The organism is Gilvimarinus chinensis DSM 19667, from assembly GCF_000377745.1.
Classification (GTDB): Bacteria; Pseudomonadota; Gammaproteobacteria; order Pseudomonadales; family Cellvibrionaceae; genus Gilvimarinus; species Gilvimarinus chinensis.
Genome location: NZ_KB898712.1, coordinates 113,853 through 133,159 on the forward strand (window position 1 = coordinate 113,853; position 19,307 = coordinate 133,159).

General features: G+C 55.5%; 12 protein-coding genes. 9 read left to right on the forward strand and 3 right to left on the reverse strand.

Annotation, left to right across the window (positions count from 1 at the left end; genetic code table 11):
- Positions 1 to 47: 47 nt before the first annotated feature.
- Together gspD and gspC are read right to left on the reverse strand one after the other, a co-directional pair.
- Positions 48 to 2,069 carry a type II secretion system secretin GspD gene (gene gspD / locus D568_RS0116475; RefSeq protein ID WP_245551650.1) on the reverse strand — a complete coding sequence of 674 codons (2,022 nt, stop codon included), beginning with the start codon at positions 2,067 to 2,069 and terminating at the stop codon, positions 48 to 50.
- A 12-nt stretch (positions 2,070 to 2,081) separates the two neighbouring features.
- Positions 2,082 to 3,119 carry a type II secretion system protein GspC gene (gene gspC, locus D568_RS20520; protein ID WP_083915386.1) on the reverse strand — a complete coding sequence of 346 codons (1,038 nt, stop codon included), beginning with the start codon at positions 3,117 to 3,119 and terminating at the stop codon, positions 2,082 to 2,084.
- Positions 3,120 to 3,428: 309 nt separating this feature from the next.
- Between gspC and D568_RS0116485 the strand changes: the two genes are divergently transcribed.
- From D568_RS0116485 to D568_RS0116505, 5 genes are all read left to right on the forward strand, one after another.
- On the forward strand, positions 3,429 to 4,166 hold the full coding sequence (locus D568_RS0116485; RefSeq protein ID WP_020210711.1) for a polysaccharide lyase family 20 protein: 738 nt from the start codon (positions 3,429 to 3,431) through the stop codon (positions 4,164 to 4,166).
- 35 nt (positions 4,167 to 4,201) lie between these two features.
- A complete protein-coding gene (locus D568_RS0116490) occupies positions 4,202 to 5,341 on the forward strand; it encodes a GNAT family N-acetyltransferase (RefSeq protein WP_020210712.1) in 1,140 nt (379 codons plus the stop codon).
- Positions 5,342 to 5,733: 392 nt separating this feature from the next.
- The gene (locus D568_RS0116495) at positions 5,734 to 6,567 is read left to right on the forward strand and encodes a CPBP family intramembrane glutamic endopeptidase (RefSeq protein ID WP_020210713.1); all 834 of its coding nucleotides are present in this window, start codon (positions 5,734 to 5,736) and stop codon (positions 6,565 to 6,567) included.
- Between the two features lie 39 nt (positions 6,568 to 6,606).
- Positions 6,607 to 7,251 (forward strand): flavin reductase family protein, encoded by a 645-nt coding sequence (locus tag D568_RS0116500; protein ID WP_020210714.1) that lies wholly within the window; start codon positions 6,607 to 6,609, stop codon positions 7,249 to 7,251.
- Between the two features lie 51 nt (positions 7,252 to 7,302).
- On the forward strand, positions 7,303 to 8,016 hold the full coding sequence (locus D568_RS0116505) for a YebC/PmpR family DNA-binding transcriptional regulator (protein WP_020210715.1): 714 nt from the start codon (positions 7,303 to 7,305) through the stop codon (positions 8,014 to 8,016).
- A gap of 121 nt (positions 8,017 to 8,137) precedes the next feature.
- On the opposite strand, the gene sodC is transcribed toward D568_RS0116505, so the two are convergent.
- Positions 8,138 to 8,650 (reverse strand): superoxide dismutase family protein, encoded by a 513-nt coding sequence (gene sodC / locus D568_RS0116510; protein WP_020210716.1) that lies wholly within the window; start codon positions 8,648 to 8,650, stop codon positions 8,138 to 8,140.
- 160 nt (positions 8,651 to 8,810) lie between these two features.
- Here sodC and D568_RS0116515 point away from each other — a divergent pair, with 160 nt between their 5' ends.
- The 4 genes from D568_RS0116515 to acnA all read left to right on the forward strand — a co-directional run bounded on the left by D568_RS0116515 (position 8,811) and on the right by acnA (position 19,290).
- On the forward strand, positions 8,811 to 11,192 hold the full coding sequence (locus tag D568_RS0116515; protein WP_040517064.1) for a glycosyl hydrolase family 95 catalytic domain-containing protein: 2,382 nt from the start codon (positions 8,811 to 8,813) through the stop codon (positions 11,190 to 11,192).
- Positions 11,193 to 11,468: 276 nt separating this feature from the next.
- Positions 11,469 to 14,432 (forward strand): TonB-dependent receptor, encoded by a 2,964-nt coding sequence (locus tag D568_RS0116520; protein ID WP_020210718.1) that lies wholly within the window; start codon positions 11,469 to 11,471, stop codon positions 14,430 to 14,432.
- 84 nt (positions 14,433 to 14,516) lie between these two features.
- Complete coding sequence (locus D568_RS0116525) at positions 14,517 to 16,016, forward strand: tryptophan halogenase family protein (protein WP_026287107.1); 1,500 nt, start codon at positions 14,517 to 14,519, stop codon at positions 16,014 to 16,016.
- A 538-nt stretch (positions 16,017 to 16,554) separates the two neighbouring features.
- Positions 16,555 to 19,290 (forward strand): aconitate hydratase AcnA, encoded by a 2,736-nt coding sequence (gene acnA / locus D568_RS0116530; RefSeq protein ID WP_020210720.1) that lies wholly within the window; start codon positions 16,555 to 16,557, stop codon positions 19,288 to 19,290.
- The last annotated feature ends 17 nt before the right edge of the window (positions 19,291 to 19,307 follow it).

Sequence of the window (19,307 nt, forward strand, 5' to 3'; positions counted from 1 at the left end):
AATTCCTCAGGCAGTTTAGCCGGTTCAGAGATTTCGCTGTTCACCGCTTACTCTCCGGCCTCGGCTGGGGGTTCTTCGACGGCCTCTTCACCGTATTCATAACGGCTTTGCACCCGGCGTAGCTGCTCTTCCCACTCGGGCAACATGGGAATGTCGTCCGGACTGGTGATCAGATTGGTGTTATTGCGTTGATCGATCAAACGCTCGCGAATATGACGGTATTTTTCCGAGGTGGCGCCAATCAGCATCGCATCATCCGGCACCACGCTGGCGCGAATAAACACCATCAGATTGGTTTTGGCCGTACTTTTGCTCTGGCTTTTGAACAGGTTACCCAGAATGGGAATATCGCCCAGCAGGGGCACCTTGCGTTCAAAAGTGCTGACATCGTCCTGAATTAAGCCGCCCAATACGACAATTTCGCCCGACGCGGCCATTACCTGAGTGTTGATCTTGCGCTGATTGGTAACAATTCCGTTATTGGCCGCCGTTGAGTCGTCCACGGTGGAAATCTCCTGCGCAATATCCATCACCACGGTATCGCCGTCGTTTACGTGGGGGGTTACGGTTAGCAAAATACCCACGTCTTTACGCTCGACGGTGTTAAACGGGTTGGTGGGGTTGCTGCTCCCGCCGCCCGTGCTGGTGTAAGAGCCGGTGACAAAAGGCACGTTTTTACCCACGGAGATTTCCGCTTCGTGGTTATCGGTGGTCAAAAGGCTCGGCGTAGAGAGAATATTGGTCGCGCCATTGGCTTTTAACAGTTTCAGCACCGCCAGCATATCGGTGGACTGACCCAGATGGCCGATACCGAATACCTGGCCGGGAATGCCCGCAAGCCCCTGGGCCAGATTCACCAGCGCGCTGTCGTCATCCCCGAAGGCGCTGGCTCCCACCGAGCCAATCACGCCCATATCGTTGGCCGCGTCGTTGGCAGAGCTGCCGAAGCCTGCGTCGTCGTCGCGGTACATCCACTCGACCCCCAGTTCGGCGGCATCAGAGCTGGACAGTTCGACTATAATCGCCTCCACCAGTACCTGGGCGCGGCGGATATCCAGGCTTTCTACCAACACCATCAGCGACTGCAGGGTATCGCCATCGGCGGTAATCAAAATGGCGTTGGTGTCTTCGTCGGCCTGCACACTGGCCTTAACCTGGTTGCGTGAGCCGGCGGTGTTGCCGCCTTCGGCCTGCTCGATTTTTTGCATGTTTTGCAGTACGCCGTTCAGCACTTCGGCTACCTGATCGGCTTTAGCGTACTTAAGGTAAATAACGCGTACGTTGGAGTTGGTAATTTGCGGGCGATCCAGACGGCGAATCAGCATTTTGATGCGCTCGCGCTGCATATCATCGCCATTGATCAATACACCGTTAATGCGGGTATCGGCCACCACGGTGACCGGCGCACTGCCGTTGCCGCGCTGGGCGTCGGGTTTTTCCAGTTGCTGAATTACCTTCACAATGGCATCGGCCTGGGCGTAGCGCAGTTCGACCAGCTCGGTGCTGATGACCGCCGCCTTATCGATTTGTTTTACCACATCCAGCAAACGGTTAATGTTGGCGCGGGTGTCGGTCACGATAATCGCGTTACTGGGATCGTAGGCGGAGATATGACCGTGCTGGGGCACTAACGGGCGCAGTACCGGCAGCAGTTTGGCGGCGCTGATGTTTTCCAGCTGGATGACTTGAGTCATGTAGGCGTCGTTATCGTCCGGGCCGCTATCGGCGCTGGGAATGGGCAGCGAGCGGGCATCCCGGTTGGGGACAATACGCACCACCTGACCATTTTCTACGGCGGTAAAACCGTGCACGTCCAGAATGGATAAGAATAACCCGTACAGCTCTTTGCTGTTGACGGGTTTGTCTGAAATCACCTTCACCTGGCCACGCACCTTGGGGTCGATGACAATGGTTTTGCCGGTGGCTTCGGCGATAAACTTAATGACTTCTTGAATATCCGAGTCTTTAAAGTTGACGGTCCAGGTTTGTTCGGCGGCGGTGACCATCACCGGTAGGGCCAAAGCAATCACCAGAAAGGTGGCTCGGATTTGTTGATAACACGCTCTCACAAAAAACCTCACTTACTCCAGCTCTATGTCAACGGTCACGGGTTCACCATTGCGCTCGATTTCGAGGCTGGCGGATGTGGCTTGACCTAAATTGCGATAAATTTCCATGATACGCCCCGGGTTATCCAGCGGTGTGCCGTTTACGGCGGTTACGACATCGCCGTTTTGCAGGCCAACGGCATCAAAGGCCGCTGAGTTGCGACCGGGTCGAACCTTGTAGCCCTTGATCTGGCCGTTCTCGCGGTGAATGTTAAAGGCGACTACGTCGGATAAATTCTTACGCGCCGCTTCAATGGCCTGACTGGTGTCGGCCCCGGGGGTGTCTTTTTCAATGGGGCCCTGAGCGGGGGCTTCGGCATCGCTGCCTTCGCTTAACTCTTGCGGGTCGCCTTCCCAGCTGCGGCTTGGGGTGTCGGCCGGTGGCGGTGCCTGACGCCGGGCAATACGCGGCGCGTTGGGGTCGTCTTTATAAAGCCAGAGAGACTCGTACTGGCCTTTGTTGTCCAGAATGACTCGTAAATCGAGTACCTTGGCAACCTTAACGTTGTTCATGTTTTCCAGTTCATCGCCCGGGCCGTAAATCGCCTGGCTTTTGGCATCGGCAATAATGGCGCGGGCAGATTTACTGTCGCTGGAATTAATGACCCCTTGCAGCACCAGAGATAATTTGGTGTCTACCGCCTGATCTTCAATTTGTGGCTCCAGTGGCTGCGCCTGCTCTACCGGCAGCTCTTCAACTTCGCCGCTACCGGCACCAAATATGGTCAGCTCTTTCAATTCATTCACATCCACCGGACGCGCGCCCGATTGCGAGCTGCCGGTTTCGAGGGCGTTGGGGGAAATACTCGCGGGGGGAATCTCGGGGCTTGGGGTCAGTGCCCAAAACAGTTGCGCCAGGCTGTGGGCCAGCCACAGCACAATAAGCAACAGCGCCAGCTGTTGCCAGCGGCGGGTAGAAACGCGAGACAGAGCCTGGCCCAAGCGGCGGCCCACTGCGTTCAGGCGATCAGCGCCTGAGGTGCCGGGTTCTTGCATTGTCAGATTCTGCATAAATGGTCTTTGTTTTCCCGGCTGGCGCGGGTTTTTCTTCAATCGCTGTTGGGCGATTTGCTGTTTTTATCGTTCATCTATCACTGGGGGCTATTCCCGAGCCCCGTGTAGCCGACCGATTGTACTGCAACCCCTTATCAAAAGCGAAATGGCGCAAAGGTCGGCCAGCCTACGCGGGCATTGTGACAGTTTTTTTGCATCGAGGGTTCGCGACTGTCTCACTTTTTAACACTTGTGTGAATCTGACAACGCTATCAATTTGTTTTTTGCCCCTCTATAGTCGACTGCTGGGTGGAATAAGGGAGCCAAATGATGAAAATAATGATGCTAATGGGACTGTTGGCAATGGCGGTGAGCGTTTGGGCTGACAATAGCTGGCGCGGCGATTTTGAAACCGGCGATTTAAGCCAGTGGGATTACCACCTCAACCCGCAGGGGATTAAGGTGCAAAGCGACTGCGTCTACGAAGGCCAGCACGCCGCGCTGATTACCCTCACCGGCGACGAGTCGTTTCTCTGGCACGGCAATGCCGCCCTTAACCGCAGCGAGCTGACCTTTAAACCCGCCGATACTTCTGAGGGCAGCACTACTAACTTTGGCTGGAGTTACTACCTGCCCGAGGCCTGGTCAGACGCCAAGCATGAGCTGGGCTACTGGGAGTCCGATACCAGCTGGCAGCAGCAAATGCGATTTAACATTCACGGCACCGAGTTAAGTTTTCAGGCCTCCGCCGCTGACGACGTATTTTGGCGCTTAGCGGATGGCGCGAGCCCCGGCCAGTGGCACGACATTGCTATGCAAGTGCATTGGTCCAGCGATCCGGACGTCGGTTTTGTGCGTATCTGGCACGACGGCAATGTGATGGACAAAGTCCACATGCAAACCCGAGTGAACGAACGCGACCCTATGTTCACCCAAATTGGCATCTTGCGCACCCAAACCGAGGCGGTAGAGCGCATGGTGATTGATAACGCCCGTCAGGCGGATACCATAGACCATGTGTTGGCCGGCTTTGACGCCAATGCGGGTAGCACCTGTAATCTGTAAACGCTAAAACGGTGTAGAAACGGTAGTACTGAATCATGCAGCATCAGTTTGTTTCCTCAGTTCACGATATCGGTGAAGCCGCCTGGCAAACGCTGGCCGCCGATGGCCATGCGCACATGCCCTATCCGTTTATGTCTTACCCCTGGTTGGCCGCGCTTGAAGACGCAGGTGTGTGCGACGAGGAATCTGGCTGGCAACCCCATCACTTATACATAACCGATCAGGGTGCCCCCGCGCTCATTATTCCCTCTTATATAAAGACGCATTCGTACGGCGAATATGTTTTTGACTGGGCCTGGGCGGACGCCTATCAGCACTATGGCTTGGATTACTACCCCAAGCTAATCAGCGCCGTGCCCTTTACCCCTTGTTACGGGCCCAGGTTGCTCGGGCGCTCTGAGCCCTCTGTGCAGTACTTTGCGTTGGAGTGTCTAAAACGCGAGTGCGAAGCCCAAGGCTTGTCTGGGTGGCATTGTTTATTTCCCGCCCCCGAGCTTAGCCAGACGTTAACAGCCGCAGGCTTCGGCCAGCGCAGCGCCTGTCAGTTTCACTGGTTTAATCGCGGCTACGACAGCTTTGAGGACTTTGTCGCCACCTTTAGCTCACGCAAGCGCAAAAACGTGGTGAAAGAAAGGCGTAAAGTGCGTGAGCAGGGGTTTCATTTTCGCACTCTTGCGGGTGCGGACATCGGCGATAGTGACTGGGCTTTCTTTTACCAGATGTATCTGCGCACCTATCTAAAACGCAGCGGCCACACCGGGTATTTAAACGAGGCGTTTTTCCAGCGCCTGGGGGCCACCTTGGCCGATCAGTGTGTGATGATCGTTGCGTATTTGGATACGCAGCCGGTGGCTGCCTCATTACTTTTACGCGACAACGACACTTTGTACGGCCGCTACTGGGGCTCGCTGGCGGAATTTGATTTTTTGCATTTTGAAACCTGCTACTACCAGGGTATCGATTACGCCATAGCGCAGGGCTTAACAAGGTTTGATGGCGGTGCCCAGGGTGAACACAAACTGGCCCGTGGCTTTGAACCGGTGCTAACTTACTCCAACCACTGGCTGGCCGATGAGCGCTTTAACCCCGCCATCGCCGATTTTTTGCAACAGGAGGCGGCTATGGTGGCGTCGTACCAGCAAGATGCCAGAGCGCATCTGCCTTATAAATCCTGAGTTTCGGTCGAAATAAAAATGACTTAATGCTAGACCTCATAAGTCTGGAATCGATTGGGGTTTTCGCCCATTTACGACTGAGCCGAATGGAGGCCTATTTTAGGGGGTAAGCAAACAGGATGTTTGCGTAAGTATCGTCAGGCTAGGGAAGGCCTGTCGATACGGCCTGCTAAAATAGGCTGGAGTGAGGGGACCCCGTATAGCTACAGGGATGTAGCGTAGTAGAGCAACGCAGGAGCAGTTGCCGAGGGGCCAGTTGTTGGGCGGGGTTTTTGGTTACTTTTTGCCGAAAAAAGTAACTCGCAACGCCCGGCGACACGGGCATATTGAGAGTGAAATGATAATTTCATCATCATATTCTAAACAGCTTTTTAATAGAGGCCCCCTAATCGGTGATTAAAGCCCTGCACCCCAAACACATTCTCACTTTACTGGATCAGCTCGACCGCGTGGCGCCGTCGCACACCCTGTCACGCGAGGCGAGCTTACGCCGGATAATGGTGGTGCTGGCCTGTGTGTGCGTGTGCCTGTTACTGGTCCACTACGTTAAATATTCACGCAATTTTTTCGAGTTGCTGCGTTGGGCGGGCAGTTTCAGTGGTAATCCCAACGCCTATATATTGGCATTGCGCGATGCCGGTTTTTTAGAGCTGGCCGGTTACGCCTGGTGGAGTTTTATTCATTTAGTAGGGTATGTGGTTATCCCCGCCTTGGTGATTCGTTGGGTATTGCGCGAGCGGGTCATCGACATGGGCTGGCGCTGGAACGAGACCGCGCAGCACTGGCGCGGCTACCTGCTGCTGACCACTCCCATTCTGTTTTTTGTCTACCTGGTCAGCTTGGGCGATGACTTTGTCAATCACTACCCGTTTTACGACCAGGCGTCGCGCAGCTGGCTGGATTTGCTCAGCTGGTGGGCGCTGTACATTGGCCAGTTTGTGTTTTTAGAGTTTTTCTTCCGTGGCTTTATGCTGAACGCCCTGCGCCCGGCGTTGGGTGCCAACGCCATTTGGATTATGTGCGTTCCCTATTTGATGATTCATTTTCCCAAGCTGTGGCTGGAGGCGACGGGAGCCATTCTGTTCGGTTTGTTTTTGGGGATACTGGCACTGGCATCGCGCTCTATCTGGGGCGGGGTGATGGTGCATGTCACTATTGCCCTTGCTATGGATACGGCAGCTTTACTGCGCAAAGGTGGTTTGCCTGGCGACTTTTTACCTTTTTAGGCGCGGCTGCGTATTCCTCTGGCAAACTAGGAGGAAGTTATGCAGTTTGATCGCAACGCCATTGATGCCATGCCCCAGCGCCAGCGGGCACATTTTATTAATTCGTTATCGGGCTACAAAAGCGCCAACCTGATCGGCACGCAGGATGCCGAGGGCCATCATAACCTTGCTATTGTCAGCTCGGTGTTTCACTTGGGGGCCAACCCGCCCTTGATCGGGCTGATCTTTCGCCCCCACAGTGTCGAGCGCCACTCGCTGGAAAATATGCTCGCCACCGGCCACTTTACGCTCAATCAGGTTAACGGCGATATCTACCGTCAGGCCCATCAAAGCTCAGCGCGCTACCCGCGCCAGATCTCGGAGTTTGCCGCGGTAGGCTTAACCCCAGAAACGCTGCCGGATATAAAAGCGCCCTTTGTGGGCGAGAGCCACTTAAAGTTGGCGCTGCAGCTGGTTGAGGTGCAAACCCTGTGTAACGACACCGAATTGGTGATTGGTGAAATCCAAACCGTGATTGTACCCGCAACGGCTGTGGCGGCAGACGGTCATGTGGCCATTGAGTCGTTGGACGCCGTGGCGGTATCGGGGCTGGATCACTACCATCTTGGACACCCCCTGGAGCGACTGGAATACGCCAAACCCGATCGTGCGGTGCGCTCTCTGGTTCCACCCGAGCAACAATAGCGGTAAAATCCAGCCCCATCAAAAACCACGTACAGTAAGAGACAGCGCAACATGGGCAGAGCTTTTCAGAACCGCAAAGAATCCATGGCGAAAACCGCCGCCGCAAAAACCAAGGTGTACAGCAAATACGGCCGCGAAATCTACGTATGCGCTAAGCAAGGTGGCACCGACCCCGCCGGTAATCTGTCGCTGCGCAGTTTGATTGACCGCGCGAAAAAAGATCAGGTGCCCAGCCACGTGATTGAAAAAGCCCTGGATAAAGCCAGCGGCGGTGCCGGTGAAGACTTCTCGCCAGCGCGCTACGAAGGCTTTGGCCCCGGCAACGTTATGCTGATTGTGGAGTGCTTAACCGACAACCCCAACCGCACCATTGGTGATGTGCGCACCTGCTTTAACAAAACCAAAAGCAAACTGGGCGTAGAAGGCAGTGTGAGTCACATGTTTGATCACTGCGCCATTTTTGTCTTTGACGGCAGCGATGAAGAGTCAGTGCTGGAAGCCTTAATGGAAGCCGATGCCGATGTTAACGACATCGAATGCGAAGATGGCAAAGTGACCGTATTTGCCCCCACCACGGAATACGCCAATGTGCGCAACGCCCTGACCAACGCTTTTGAGGGCATTGACTTCGACGTGGACGAAATTCAGTTTGTACCGCAAACCACTACGCCCATTTCTGGCGACGATGCAGAAACCTTTGAAAAGCTGCTGGATATGCTTAACGATGTGGACGATGTGCAGCGGGTTTATCACAGCGCCGAATAACGAGACGGCAATGGCGCTAACCAAAGAGGGTTAGCGCCACACTTGTAAGTCTTGCAAAAAGGTCTGCAACCTTGGCGGGATGCAGACCTTTTTTATGGCGTTTGTAAGGAAAAACCTCGGGCTATTTAATTACCCCGCAGGCAACACGAGCGCCACCGCCACCCAGCGGTTTAGGGTCGTCCGCGTAGTTGTCACCGCCCGTGTGAATCATCAGGGCCCGGCCTTCCAAGTCTTCAAATTTCACTTTGGGTGCCAGCACCGGGGTGGTCGCTTCGCCGTCTTCATTCACCGACAGAGTGGGTAAGTCTCCCAGATGGCCTTCCTCCCAGGGGGCGGCGTGTTTATCGGCCCCTTTCGGGTCGTAATGGCTACCGGCGGCCCCGGCGGGCTTGCCGTCAGCGGGCTGACAGCTGGGGTTTTGGTGTACATGGAAACCGTGTTCACCCGGCATCAGGCCCGTTAGGTTGGGGGTGAAAACCGTACCGTATTCGGTTTGTTCGATCTTGACCGTGCCAATGGCGTTTACCAGCCCGTCTTCGTTGACCTTGTGCATGGGCACCCGGTAATCGCCGGCATAGCTGGCAAGTGGCGTAAGTAGTGATGCGGCTATGAGTGTGCGAATGGATGTGTTCATTGAAACCTCCGTTGCTTCGTTGTTCACAGTGAAAGAAGCAAAGGAAGGGCCAGGCGTGATAGTAGAGGCTGGCCGTGAGTTGCAGTCGGGCTTAATAAAGTTATTTTCATATAGTAAAGTGTTTGCTCTTATAAAAATCAATTTCAAGAGCCTAACGGATATGAATCAATTAATACGCTGCGCAGGCATGGGCATAACGCTGGTGAGCTTACCCTTGGCAAGCTACGCTGCCGAACCCTTAACCCTGTGGTCTGATCAACCGGTCAGCGACTGGGAACAGCAGGCCTTTCCCATTGGCAATGGCGCCCAGGGCGCAGTGGTGTTTGGCGATCCGGCCATCGAACGCATTCAGCTGAACGAGAAAACCCTGTGGGAAGGCGGCCCCGGCTCCAGCCACGGTTACACCTTTGGCTGGCCCGAAGAGGGTAATCAGCATGACGCCCTGGCGCAGGTGCAAAACATCTTGCGCGACAAAGGCAGCATGACTCCGGAGGCGGCAGCGGAGCTTATGGGCCGCGATCACCCGGGGTACGGCAACTACCAGAATTTTGGGTACATCCTAATGGCGCAAGCGGCCGAGGGGGACGTATCGGATTACCGTCGCGAGCTGGATTTAAGCAGCGGCATTTTGCGCATCAGCTACAGCCAAAACGATATTGACTATCGCCGCGAGTACTTTTACAGCTACCCGGATCAAGCCCTGGTGGGTCACTGGAGCGCCAGCGAGCAGGGCCAGCTGAATGTTACCGCGAACTTTGATATACCCGAGAATCGTTCACGCACCGACAGCGCCGAGGGGCAAACCCTGCGTGTGCACGGCGCGCTGAATGAAAATGGCTTGGTCTATGAAGGCCAGTTAGCCATTCAGGCGCAAGGCGGCGAGGTTACGTCAGCGGTGAAGGAGGGGCTGGGAACACTATCGGTGGCCGGTGCCGATAGCCTTACCCTGGTGTTTTCGGCGGCGACCAATTACGCACAAAGCTACCCCGAATACCGCGGCGCTGACCCCAAAGCCAAGGTCTCTGCACGGGTAAAGGCGGCTCAGGCGCGCGGGTTTGAGTCTTTGCAAACGCGCCATCTAGCGGATCATCAGGCGTTATTTAGCCGAGTGGAGCTGAATCTCGGTCAGGCCGATTATTCGCAGACCACCGCCGAACTTTTAGCGGCTTATGGCTCGGGCAATAAAACGCTGGATCGTACCTTAGAGGCCCTTTATTTTCAGTACGGGCGTTACCTGCTGATTGGTTCCTCCCGTGCGGGCTCGCTGCCCGCCAATCTGCAAGGGGTGTGGAATAACTCCAATACTCCGCCCTGGAATGCCGACTACCACGTCAACATCAATTTGCAGATGAACTACTGGCCTGCGCTGGTCACCAACCTGGAAGAAACCACGGCTCCTTTTTACGATTTTGTCGAGTCCCTGGTAGAGCCTGGGCGTATTTCGGCGCAAAAACTGGTGGGTGCGGACGGCTGGACTTTGTTCCTTAATACCAACATCTACGGTTTTACCGGCGTGATCGCCTGGCCCACGGCGTTTTGGCAGCCCGAATCCGCCGCCTGGTTGATGCAGCACTATTACGAGCATTACCTGTTCACCCAAGACGAGACCTTTTTGCGCCAGCGCGCTTACCCCATTATGAAAGAGGCCGCCGAATTCTGGCTGGACGCGCTGGTGACCGACCCACGCGACGGCAAACTGGTGGTCAGCCCCAGCTACAGCCCCGAGCAGGGCGACTTTACCGTGGCCGCCGCCATGAGCCAGCAAATTGTCACCGAGCTTTTCACTAACACCTTAGAAGCCGCGCGCACCCTTAAATCTGACCCGGCGTTTGCCTCTGAGCTGGAAGCGGCGTTGGCTGAGTTAGACGACGGCCTTCGCATTGGCAGCTGGGGCCAGTTGCAGGAGTGGAAAGAGGACCGCGACGACCCGGACAACCACCATCGCCATGTCTCTCACTTGTATGCGCTGCATCCGGGGCGGGTGATTACGCCCGAGGCCACGCCCAAGCTGGCCGAGGCGGCCAAGGTGAGCCTGAACGCGCGTGGGGATGGCGGCACCGGCTGGTCCCAGGCCTGGAAGGTGAACTTTTGGGCGCGTTTGGCCGCCGGCGACCGCGCGCACAAAGTCCTGGGGGAGCAATTCAAGCGCAGCACCCTGCCCAACCTGTGGGACAACCACCCGCCGTTTCAAATCGACGGCAATTTTGGCGCTACTGCCGGTATCGCCGAGATGCTGCTGCAAAGCCACGATCTGCGCCTGAACCTGCTACCCGCATTACCCAGCGCCTGGCCGTCGGGTTCGGTTACCGGGTTGCGCGCGCGCGGTGATGTCGGTGTGGCTATTCAGTGGAATGCGGGTAAGTTGGTTCAAGCCACTTTAACCCCGACTAGCAGCGGTACTCTGACGTTGGTGGGGCAGGATTACAGAGTCGTACAAATCGATGGCAAAGCCCCAGTCCCAACGCAAGCCGTGGCTAATCAGGGGTTACGTTTTGCGGTCAACGCAGGGCAGAGCTATCGGGTGTTGCCGCTTACCCCCTAATTTCTATCTCTTCTTTTAAAGCTTTTCGTCAGGTTCGGGATTGTTCAATTGGACAGCCCTGAACTCTGGGATAAGTCCGACCTAAATATTTTACATAAGAAAATATTTGCGCATGTAAAAGTCATGGTGTATATAATGCGGCGTAGAGTTTAAATAAGAAACTATTTTTCTCAGTAAACAATTGGTCGCATTATAAAAACTCAACTTGCCCTGCGTGGCCACTCTATTTGCAGGTCGAGTTAGCTAGACACTTAAGATAATAATTAGGAGAGTGCAGTGATTGCCCATACCCAAACCAACCAGAAATTCCCTCGCCCGTTGGCGAAAACCAGTGTGTCTGCCATGGTGCTTTGCGCTCTGGGCGTTGTCGGCTCGGCCGTTGCGCAGGAAGACGCTGGCAGCGGCGAAACTACGCTGGAAGAAGTGATCGTAACCGGCCAGCGCGCCAGTATTGAGTCGGCGCAAGAGATCAAGCGCGATGCCGAAATGGTGATGGACTCCATTACCGCGGTAGACATTGGCGCGCTGCCAGACCGCTCGGTGGCCGAAGCCCTGCAGCGTGTGCCCGGTGTACAGTTGCAGCGCACTAACGATGCCCGCGACCCCGCACGCCTGGCGGCGGAAGGTGGCGATGTGTTTGTCCGTGGCCTTAACTGGGTGCGCACCGAACTGAACGGGCGCGATATTTTCTCGGCGTCTAACGGTCGTTCGCTGGGTTTTGAGGATGTTTCGGCCGACCTGATGGCCGGGGTAGACGTATACAAAGCGCCGACTGCCGACATGATTGAAGGCGGTATTGGCGGTACGGTAAACCTGCGCACACGCAAGCCATTTGATTCGGACGACATGGTTGCAGCGGCTTCGGCCGACTACAACTACGCCGAGCTGTACGAAGAGGGTTTCCCGTCGTTTAACGGTTTGTTCAGCAATCGCTGGGATACCGCCATCGGTGAAGTGGGCGTGTTGGTATCGGCCAGCGTGGCTGAAATCGGCAACCGCACCGACAGCATTCAAACCGGTCGCTACATCGGCTACGACGCCAACGGCGAAGCCTCCAGCGCGAGCGGTTTAGCAGCGCAAAACTATCTGCCCAATGGCCTCGGTTTCCGCCGCATTGACTGGGAGCAAGAGCGCGACTCTTACTCCGCCGCCGTGCAGTGGGCGCCCAGCGACAAGCTGGAAATGACCTTACAGGCGATTCGCACCGCTACCTACGCCGAGGATTTAGAGCGCGCGGTGGGTATCAATGCCGATTGGGGCAACGACATCATGCCCTGGAATGGCGATTTCAACTACGACGACCAGGGCTTTTTGACGGGCGGCACTTTATACAATGCCGGTATCAGCAACAACACCCGTTTTGGTAGCCGCGACGCTGAAACCAGCGATTACTCCTTCTCGGTGGAGTACGCCCCCAGCGAAAACTGGACTATTAGTGCTGACGTGCAATACGTCGATTCAGCCACCGAAGTGTTGAGCAATACCCTGTTTACTCAATTGGCCGGTGAAGAGCGCGGCCCTGCTTCTAACTCGAATGTTCAGGCCGACTTTGGCTTTGGCAGCGACCCCTGGATTGATGTCAGTGCTGACGAGCGCCAGGCGCAGCAGGGCGCTTACTGGTGGGGCGCGGCCATGGACCACATTGAGGACAACGACGCCGACTCGTTGGCAGGCGCGGTCGATGTGGATTACCACTTTACCGACAGCGGCTTTATGCACAGCATTTCCTTCGGCGCTCGCCGCTCGGATCGCGAAGCCATTACCCGTCAATCCGGCTGGAACTGGTCACTGCTGAACAATCAATTCTGGGGTGGTGCGCCGGATGCGGACAATATTGTCTATCTGGATCAAGACACTCAGGACGGCACCGAGCTTTACACCTTTGACAACTTTTACGCCGGTGACACCAACGCCCCTACCGTGGGCTGGTTCCCCACCTACGATCTGACGCGCGACCCTAACTACGCTTACGAGCAATTGGCCGATGTACAGCGCGCTGGCTGGGGCTGGGTGCCGCTGGACCCGGAAACGGCTTACGACTTGAACCCGCAGGCGGATAACGTCAGCGCAGGTATTAATAATCAAACCGAACTGACCACCGCCGGTTATGTTATGGCGCGCTTTGGCGACGATACCGGTGAAATTCTGGGTATTCCCTTTGACGGTAATGTCGGTGTGCGCGTGGTGGAAACCGAGCTGACCGCCCGAGGCCGTTCCGCCGCTGGTGGCGGCGGTGATGCCTGCGCCACAGCACCTTCAGACGATTGCGCCGGTGCTCAGGCTTTCGCCGATGCTTACAACGCCGCCTACGGTGAATACGCCGATTATGAGCATAGCTATACCAATGTGCTGCCCAGCTTAAACTTGCGTTTTGGGCTGAGTGAAGAGCTGCAAATGCGCTTTGGTTTGTCGCGCGCCATGGTGCGCCCGGGCTTCCATCAAACTCAGCCCTACACCACTCTGGGTTTTGACTTTATGGACAATGCCTTTAACCCCAACACCCCCTATGAAGGTACCGGTACCGGGGGCAACTACCAGTTGGAGCCGACGGTCTCTGATCAAATCGACCTGAGCCTGGAGTACTACTTTGGCAACGCGAACAGCGTTACCCTGGCGCTGTTCCACAAAGACATCAAAGACTATATCGCTACCACCAACCAGGTAGAGAGCATCACCTCCGGTGGCCAAACCTACGACTTTGAAGTGACCCGTCAGGTAAACGCCTCAGAGGGTAAACTGAAGGGCGCCGAGCTGGCGTATCAGCAGTTTTTCGATACGCTGCCCAGCCCGTTTGACGGTTTAGGGGTGCAGGCTAACTACACCTTTATCGACAACGAAGGGGGTATGAACCAGGCGGTAAACATCTTTGAAACACCACAGGTGGAAGGTTCTACCGACGAGTCGCTACCCATCGAAGGTATTTCGGACAACAGCTATAACCTGACGCTGATGTACGAAAAATACGATGTGTCGGCCCGTTTGGCGTACAACTGGCGCGAGCGCTACCTGTTGACCACTTCGGCGGCGAACATCAACCGCCCGGTATGGTTTAACGATTATGGTCAGCTGGATGGCTCAGTGTTCTATACCATCAACGATCATGTGAAGGTCGGCTTGCAGGTGACCAACCTGACCGCCGAGTCCACCAAGCTCGAAGTGGGTGATACTCAGCTCGCCGGTGACTACAGCTGGACCCAGGGCGATCGTCGCTTTGCCTTTGTGCTGCGCACGCAGTTCTAACCAGCCCCCTGCCATCTCCGGCTCTTGTGCCGGGGGTGGCTTTTTGCCTCACTGGCCTGAAACGACACGCTTCTACTCCCTTTTATGACTCAACCACTTAGCACATTCGTGGTCCTTGGCGGCGGTACAGCCGGTTGGATGGCGGCGGCAGCACTGGCGCGCTTTTTTGCCCGGCAGCCGGTTGAGGTACAGCTTATTGAAGCGCCGCAATTGGACTCGGTGGGGGTGGGCGAGGCAACGGTGCCGATTTTGCGCCAGTTTAATCAGTATTTAGGGCTGGATGAGCGCGAGTTTGTGCACGCCACTTGTGGCAGTTACAAGCTGGGCATAGAGTTTCGCGATTGGCTGCGCCCTGGCGGTCAGTATTTTCATGGTTTTGGTGATTTTGGTGCGGCCCATAACGGGGTTGCCGCTCATCAGCTGTGGCTGCGCGCCAGAGCGCTGGGCGATACCGCGCCTTTGGCGGACTACTCTTTTTCCGCGCAGGCGGCGCGGCACAATCGCTTTGCGCCGCCGCCGGACGATCCTCGCCTGGCGGCCATTGCTGCCTTTGATTACGCCTACCATTTCGATGCCAGCCTTTATGCCGCGCTGTTGCAAAACTACGCCTGTAAACGGGGAGTCCAGCATATTGAAGGGCAGGTGGTCGATGTTCAGCTGTGCCCTGATAGGGGCGATATCCAATCGCTCACCTTGGGCAGTGGGCAAAGGATAGAGGCTGACTTCTTTATCGATTGCACCGGCTTTCATGGGCGTTTGTTAAATCATGCTTTACAGGTGCCCTTTCGGGACTGGAGCCATTGGTTGCCCTGTAACCGTGCCCTAGCGGTTGCCTGCGAGCGGCAGGACGAACTCTCGCCCTATACCCGCGCCACCGCGCGCACGGCCGGCTGGCAATGGCGTATCCCGCTGCAGCACCGGGTCGGTAACGGTCTGGTGTATGCCAGCGACTTTATCAGCGACGATGCTGCAGCTGGGCAACTGCTGCAAAACCTGGAAGGAAAAGCCCTGGGTGAGCCGCGCCCACTGAAATTTGTCACCGGCCATCGGGAGCAATTCTGGTATAAAAACTGTCTTGCCCTCGGCTTGGCGGCGGGCTTTTTGGAGCCTTTGGAGTCCACCAGTATTCAGCTGATTCAAACAGGATTGCTGCGCTTTTTAGAGATGCTCCCCAGCGGTGGCGATACCGTTGCTATGCAGGCGCAATACAACCGCATTACCCGAGGTGAATATGAGCGCCTGCGGGACTTTTTAATTTTGCATTACAGCACCAGCCAGCGGGATGACAGCGACTTCTGGCGCACTTGCCGGGAGCAAAAACTGCCCGACACTCTGGCCCATAAAATAGCGGTATACCGCGCCTCGGGGCGGGTGCCTATGTATGCCGATGAGTCTTACGCCGAGTCCAGCTGGGTGGCCATTTTTACCGGCCAGGATGTAGTGCCCGAACACTACGCCCGCCAAGCGGATTCGATTCCCGCCGCCGAGCTAAGGGCGTTAATGACAAAGCGGCGTGAAGCGATTGCTGCCGTGGTAGGGCACATGCCCAGTCACATCCGTTACCTGCAAGAAACCTCCACGTAGCCGAGCAAGTTTTTTATATAAGAAAACATTTGCTTAAATGGAAACAATTCGCTATAAATCAAATATAAAATAAATTTTATTTGTAATTTTCGGTGGTTGTTTCTCTTTCCGTATTCGTTCGTCATTTCGAATACTTGCGGTTCCAAATTTTTATCGGGTTTAAGTGCCAACCTTACCTGCTCGATAACACCAGTTCTGGCGGCTAGCTGCCAGAAGAGCTGAGCGTTTGTAGCTTTGCTTATGGGGTAATGGGTACGTTTGCAAACGTTAGCTACCTATTACCGTCTGTACATGAGTTGATGTCTCTACATCGTTTATACGGCACTCCATTCAGGTGGAGTGCCGTTTTTTTATTTTTTAATTGTCATCTTTACAGTGAATTGGCGTGTTTACAGTCTATGGGTTGCAGGGGAAATTTGATGGGTTATCAGAAACCTTCAAATGACCTAAGCTTAAACAATAGGTGCACGTATGTAGGGTTCGGCGTAAACCTTGCTTTCTGCTTTACTCAAAATGGATCAGTTAAAGGGGAACAACCGTGAGCGACAGTTTTAAATCGAAAAGTACACTCGAAGTCGACGGCCAGACATACCACTACTACAACCTCAATGCCTTGGCCGGTGATTACAACCTTGAACGCCTGCCTTTCTGTTTAAAAATTTTGCTGGAAAATCTTCTGCGTAAAGAAGACGGCAAAAACGTCAGCAGCGATGACATACATACCCTGTGCCGTTGGAAGGGCTCGGACGAGGCTAGCGAACAAGTAAACTTTACCCCCGCCCGCGTCGTACTGCAGGATTTTACCGGCGTACCGGCAGTGGTGGATTTAGCGGCCATGCGCGCCGCTATGCGCCAGCTCAAGGGCGACCCGGCCAAAATTAACCCACTGGGCGCGGTAGATTTGGTGATCGACCACTCGGTCATGGTGGACTACTTCGGCAACCCCGACTCGCTGGCCAAAAACACCGAGAAAGAATTCGAGCGCAACAACGAGCGCTACCAGTTTTTGCGCTGGGGCCAACAGGCGTTCTCCAACTTTCGCGTGGTACCGCCCGGCACCGGTATTGTCCATCAGGTAAACCTGGAGTATCTCGCCAAAGCCGTGTTGGTAGAAGAGACCAACGGTGAGAAAATCGCTTTACCCGACACATTGGTGGGCACTGACTCCCACACCACCATGATCAACGGCCTGGGCGTTTTGGGCTGGGGCGTGGGCGGCATTGAGGCCGAAGCCGCCATGCTGGGCCAGCCCATTACCATGCTGATCCCCGAAGTGGTGGGCTTTGAATTAAAAGGCGAGCTGCCGCCCTCGGCCACCGCCACCGATTTGGTGCTGACCGTGACGCAAATGCTGCGCGAGCGCGGTGTGGTGGGCAAATTTGTGGAATTCTACGGCCCGGGCCTGTCTAAGCTGCCCCTGGCCGACCGCGCCACCATTGCCAATATGGCGCCCGAATACGGCGCTACCTGCGGCATATTCCCCATCGATGACGAAACCCTGAATTACCTGGCCTTAACTGGCCGTGACCCAGAGCAAATTGCCTTGGTTGAAGCCTATGCCAAGGCCCAAGGCCTGTGGCGCCATGACGACGACCCCGTGGCCGATTACAGCGACACCCTGCATCTGGATTTGGGTGATGTAGTGCCAAGCTTGGCAGGCCCCAAGCGCCCGCAAGATCGCATCGCCCTGACCGACGCCAAAACCGAGTTTGATGCTTTGCTGGAGCAAGAGCTGGAAAACCAGCAACAAAAAATTGCCAGCTCGGAAGACGGCCGCTTTACCAGTGAGGGGGGACAAACGGCGGTAGATAACACCAACCTGCACGAACGCGGTGCTATCCCCGTGGAAATGAACGGCAAAGAATTTATGTTGGAGCATGGCGCGGTGGTCATCGCGGCCATTACCTCATGCACCAATACCTCAAACCCCGCCGTGCTGGTAGCCGCCGGTTTGGTGGCGCAAAAAGCCCACGCGCTGGGTTTAACCACCAAGCCCTGGGTAAAAACCTCCTTCGCCCCCGGCTCGCAAGTGGTGCCCGCCTATATGAAAAACGCAGGGCTCTTAGAGCCTTTGGCCGAGCTGGGCTTTGATATTGTCGGCTTCGGCTGCACCACCTGTATTGGTAATTCGGGCCCGCTGCCACCACCGGTGCAAAACGCCGTGCGCGCAGGCGACTTACTGGTGGCTGGCGTACTCTCGGGCAATCGCAACTTTGAAGGCCGCATTCACCAGGATGTGCGGGCGAATTACCTGGCCTCACCGCCACTGGTGGTTGCCTACGCATTGGCGGGCAACATGAATGTGGATTTACTCAACGACCCGGTCGGCGAAAGCAAAGACGGCAAATCCGTGTACCTGAAAGACATCTGGCCCAGCCCCAAAGAAGTGGCCGACACCATCGCCAGCGCCATGACCGAAGGCATTTACGCCGACAAATACGCCGACGTGTTTAAAGGCACCGAGGCCTGGCAACAACTGCCGGTGCCGGAAGATGAAATTTACTCCTGGCCCGAATCCACCTACGTGAAAAAGCCGCCTTACTTTGACGGCATGACCATGGAGCTGCCCGAGGCCAAACCCATTACCGGTGCACGCTGTTTGGTAAAAGTGGGCGACTCCATTACCACCGACCATATCTCTCCGGCCGGCGCTATCAAACCCGATAGCCCAGCGGGGCAATACCTGCGCGAAAAAGGCGTAGAGCCCGAAGACTTCAACAGCTATGGTTCGCGTCGCGGTAACGATGAAGTCATGGTGCGCGGCACCTTCGCCAATGTGCGCTTAAAAAACCAAATGGCCCCCGGCACCGAAGGTGGCTGGACCACTTATTTGCCCACCGACGAGCAAATGAGCATTTATGAGGCCTCGCAAAAATATCAGGCCGATAACGTACCGCTGATTGTATTAGCCGGTAAAGAATACGGCACCGGCTCCAGCCGCGACTGGGCCGCCAAAGGTACCAACCTGCTGGGCATTAAAGCCGTTATCGCGCAAAGCTTTGAACGTATTCACCGCTCTAACCTCGTCGGCTTTGGCGTGCTGCCACTACAGTTTAAAGACGGCGACAGCTATGAGTCTTTAGGCCTGGACGGGTCGGAGACCTTCGACTTTGATGCCATTGAAGGCGAACCCAAAACTTTAAACGTGATCGCACACAAAGACGGTAAAGATATTTCGTTTGAAGTGTGGGTACGAATCGATACTGCCGTAGAGTGGGATTACTACCGACATGGTGGGATTTTGCACTACGTATTGCGGCAGTTGGCGGGGTAATTACGAACAGTCGTATT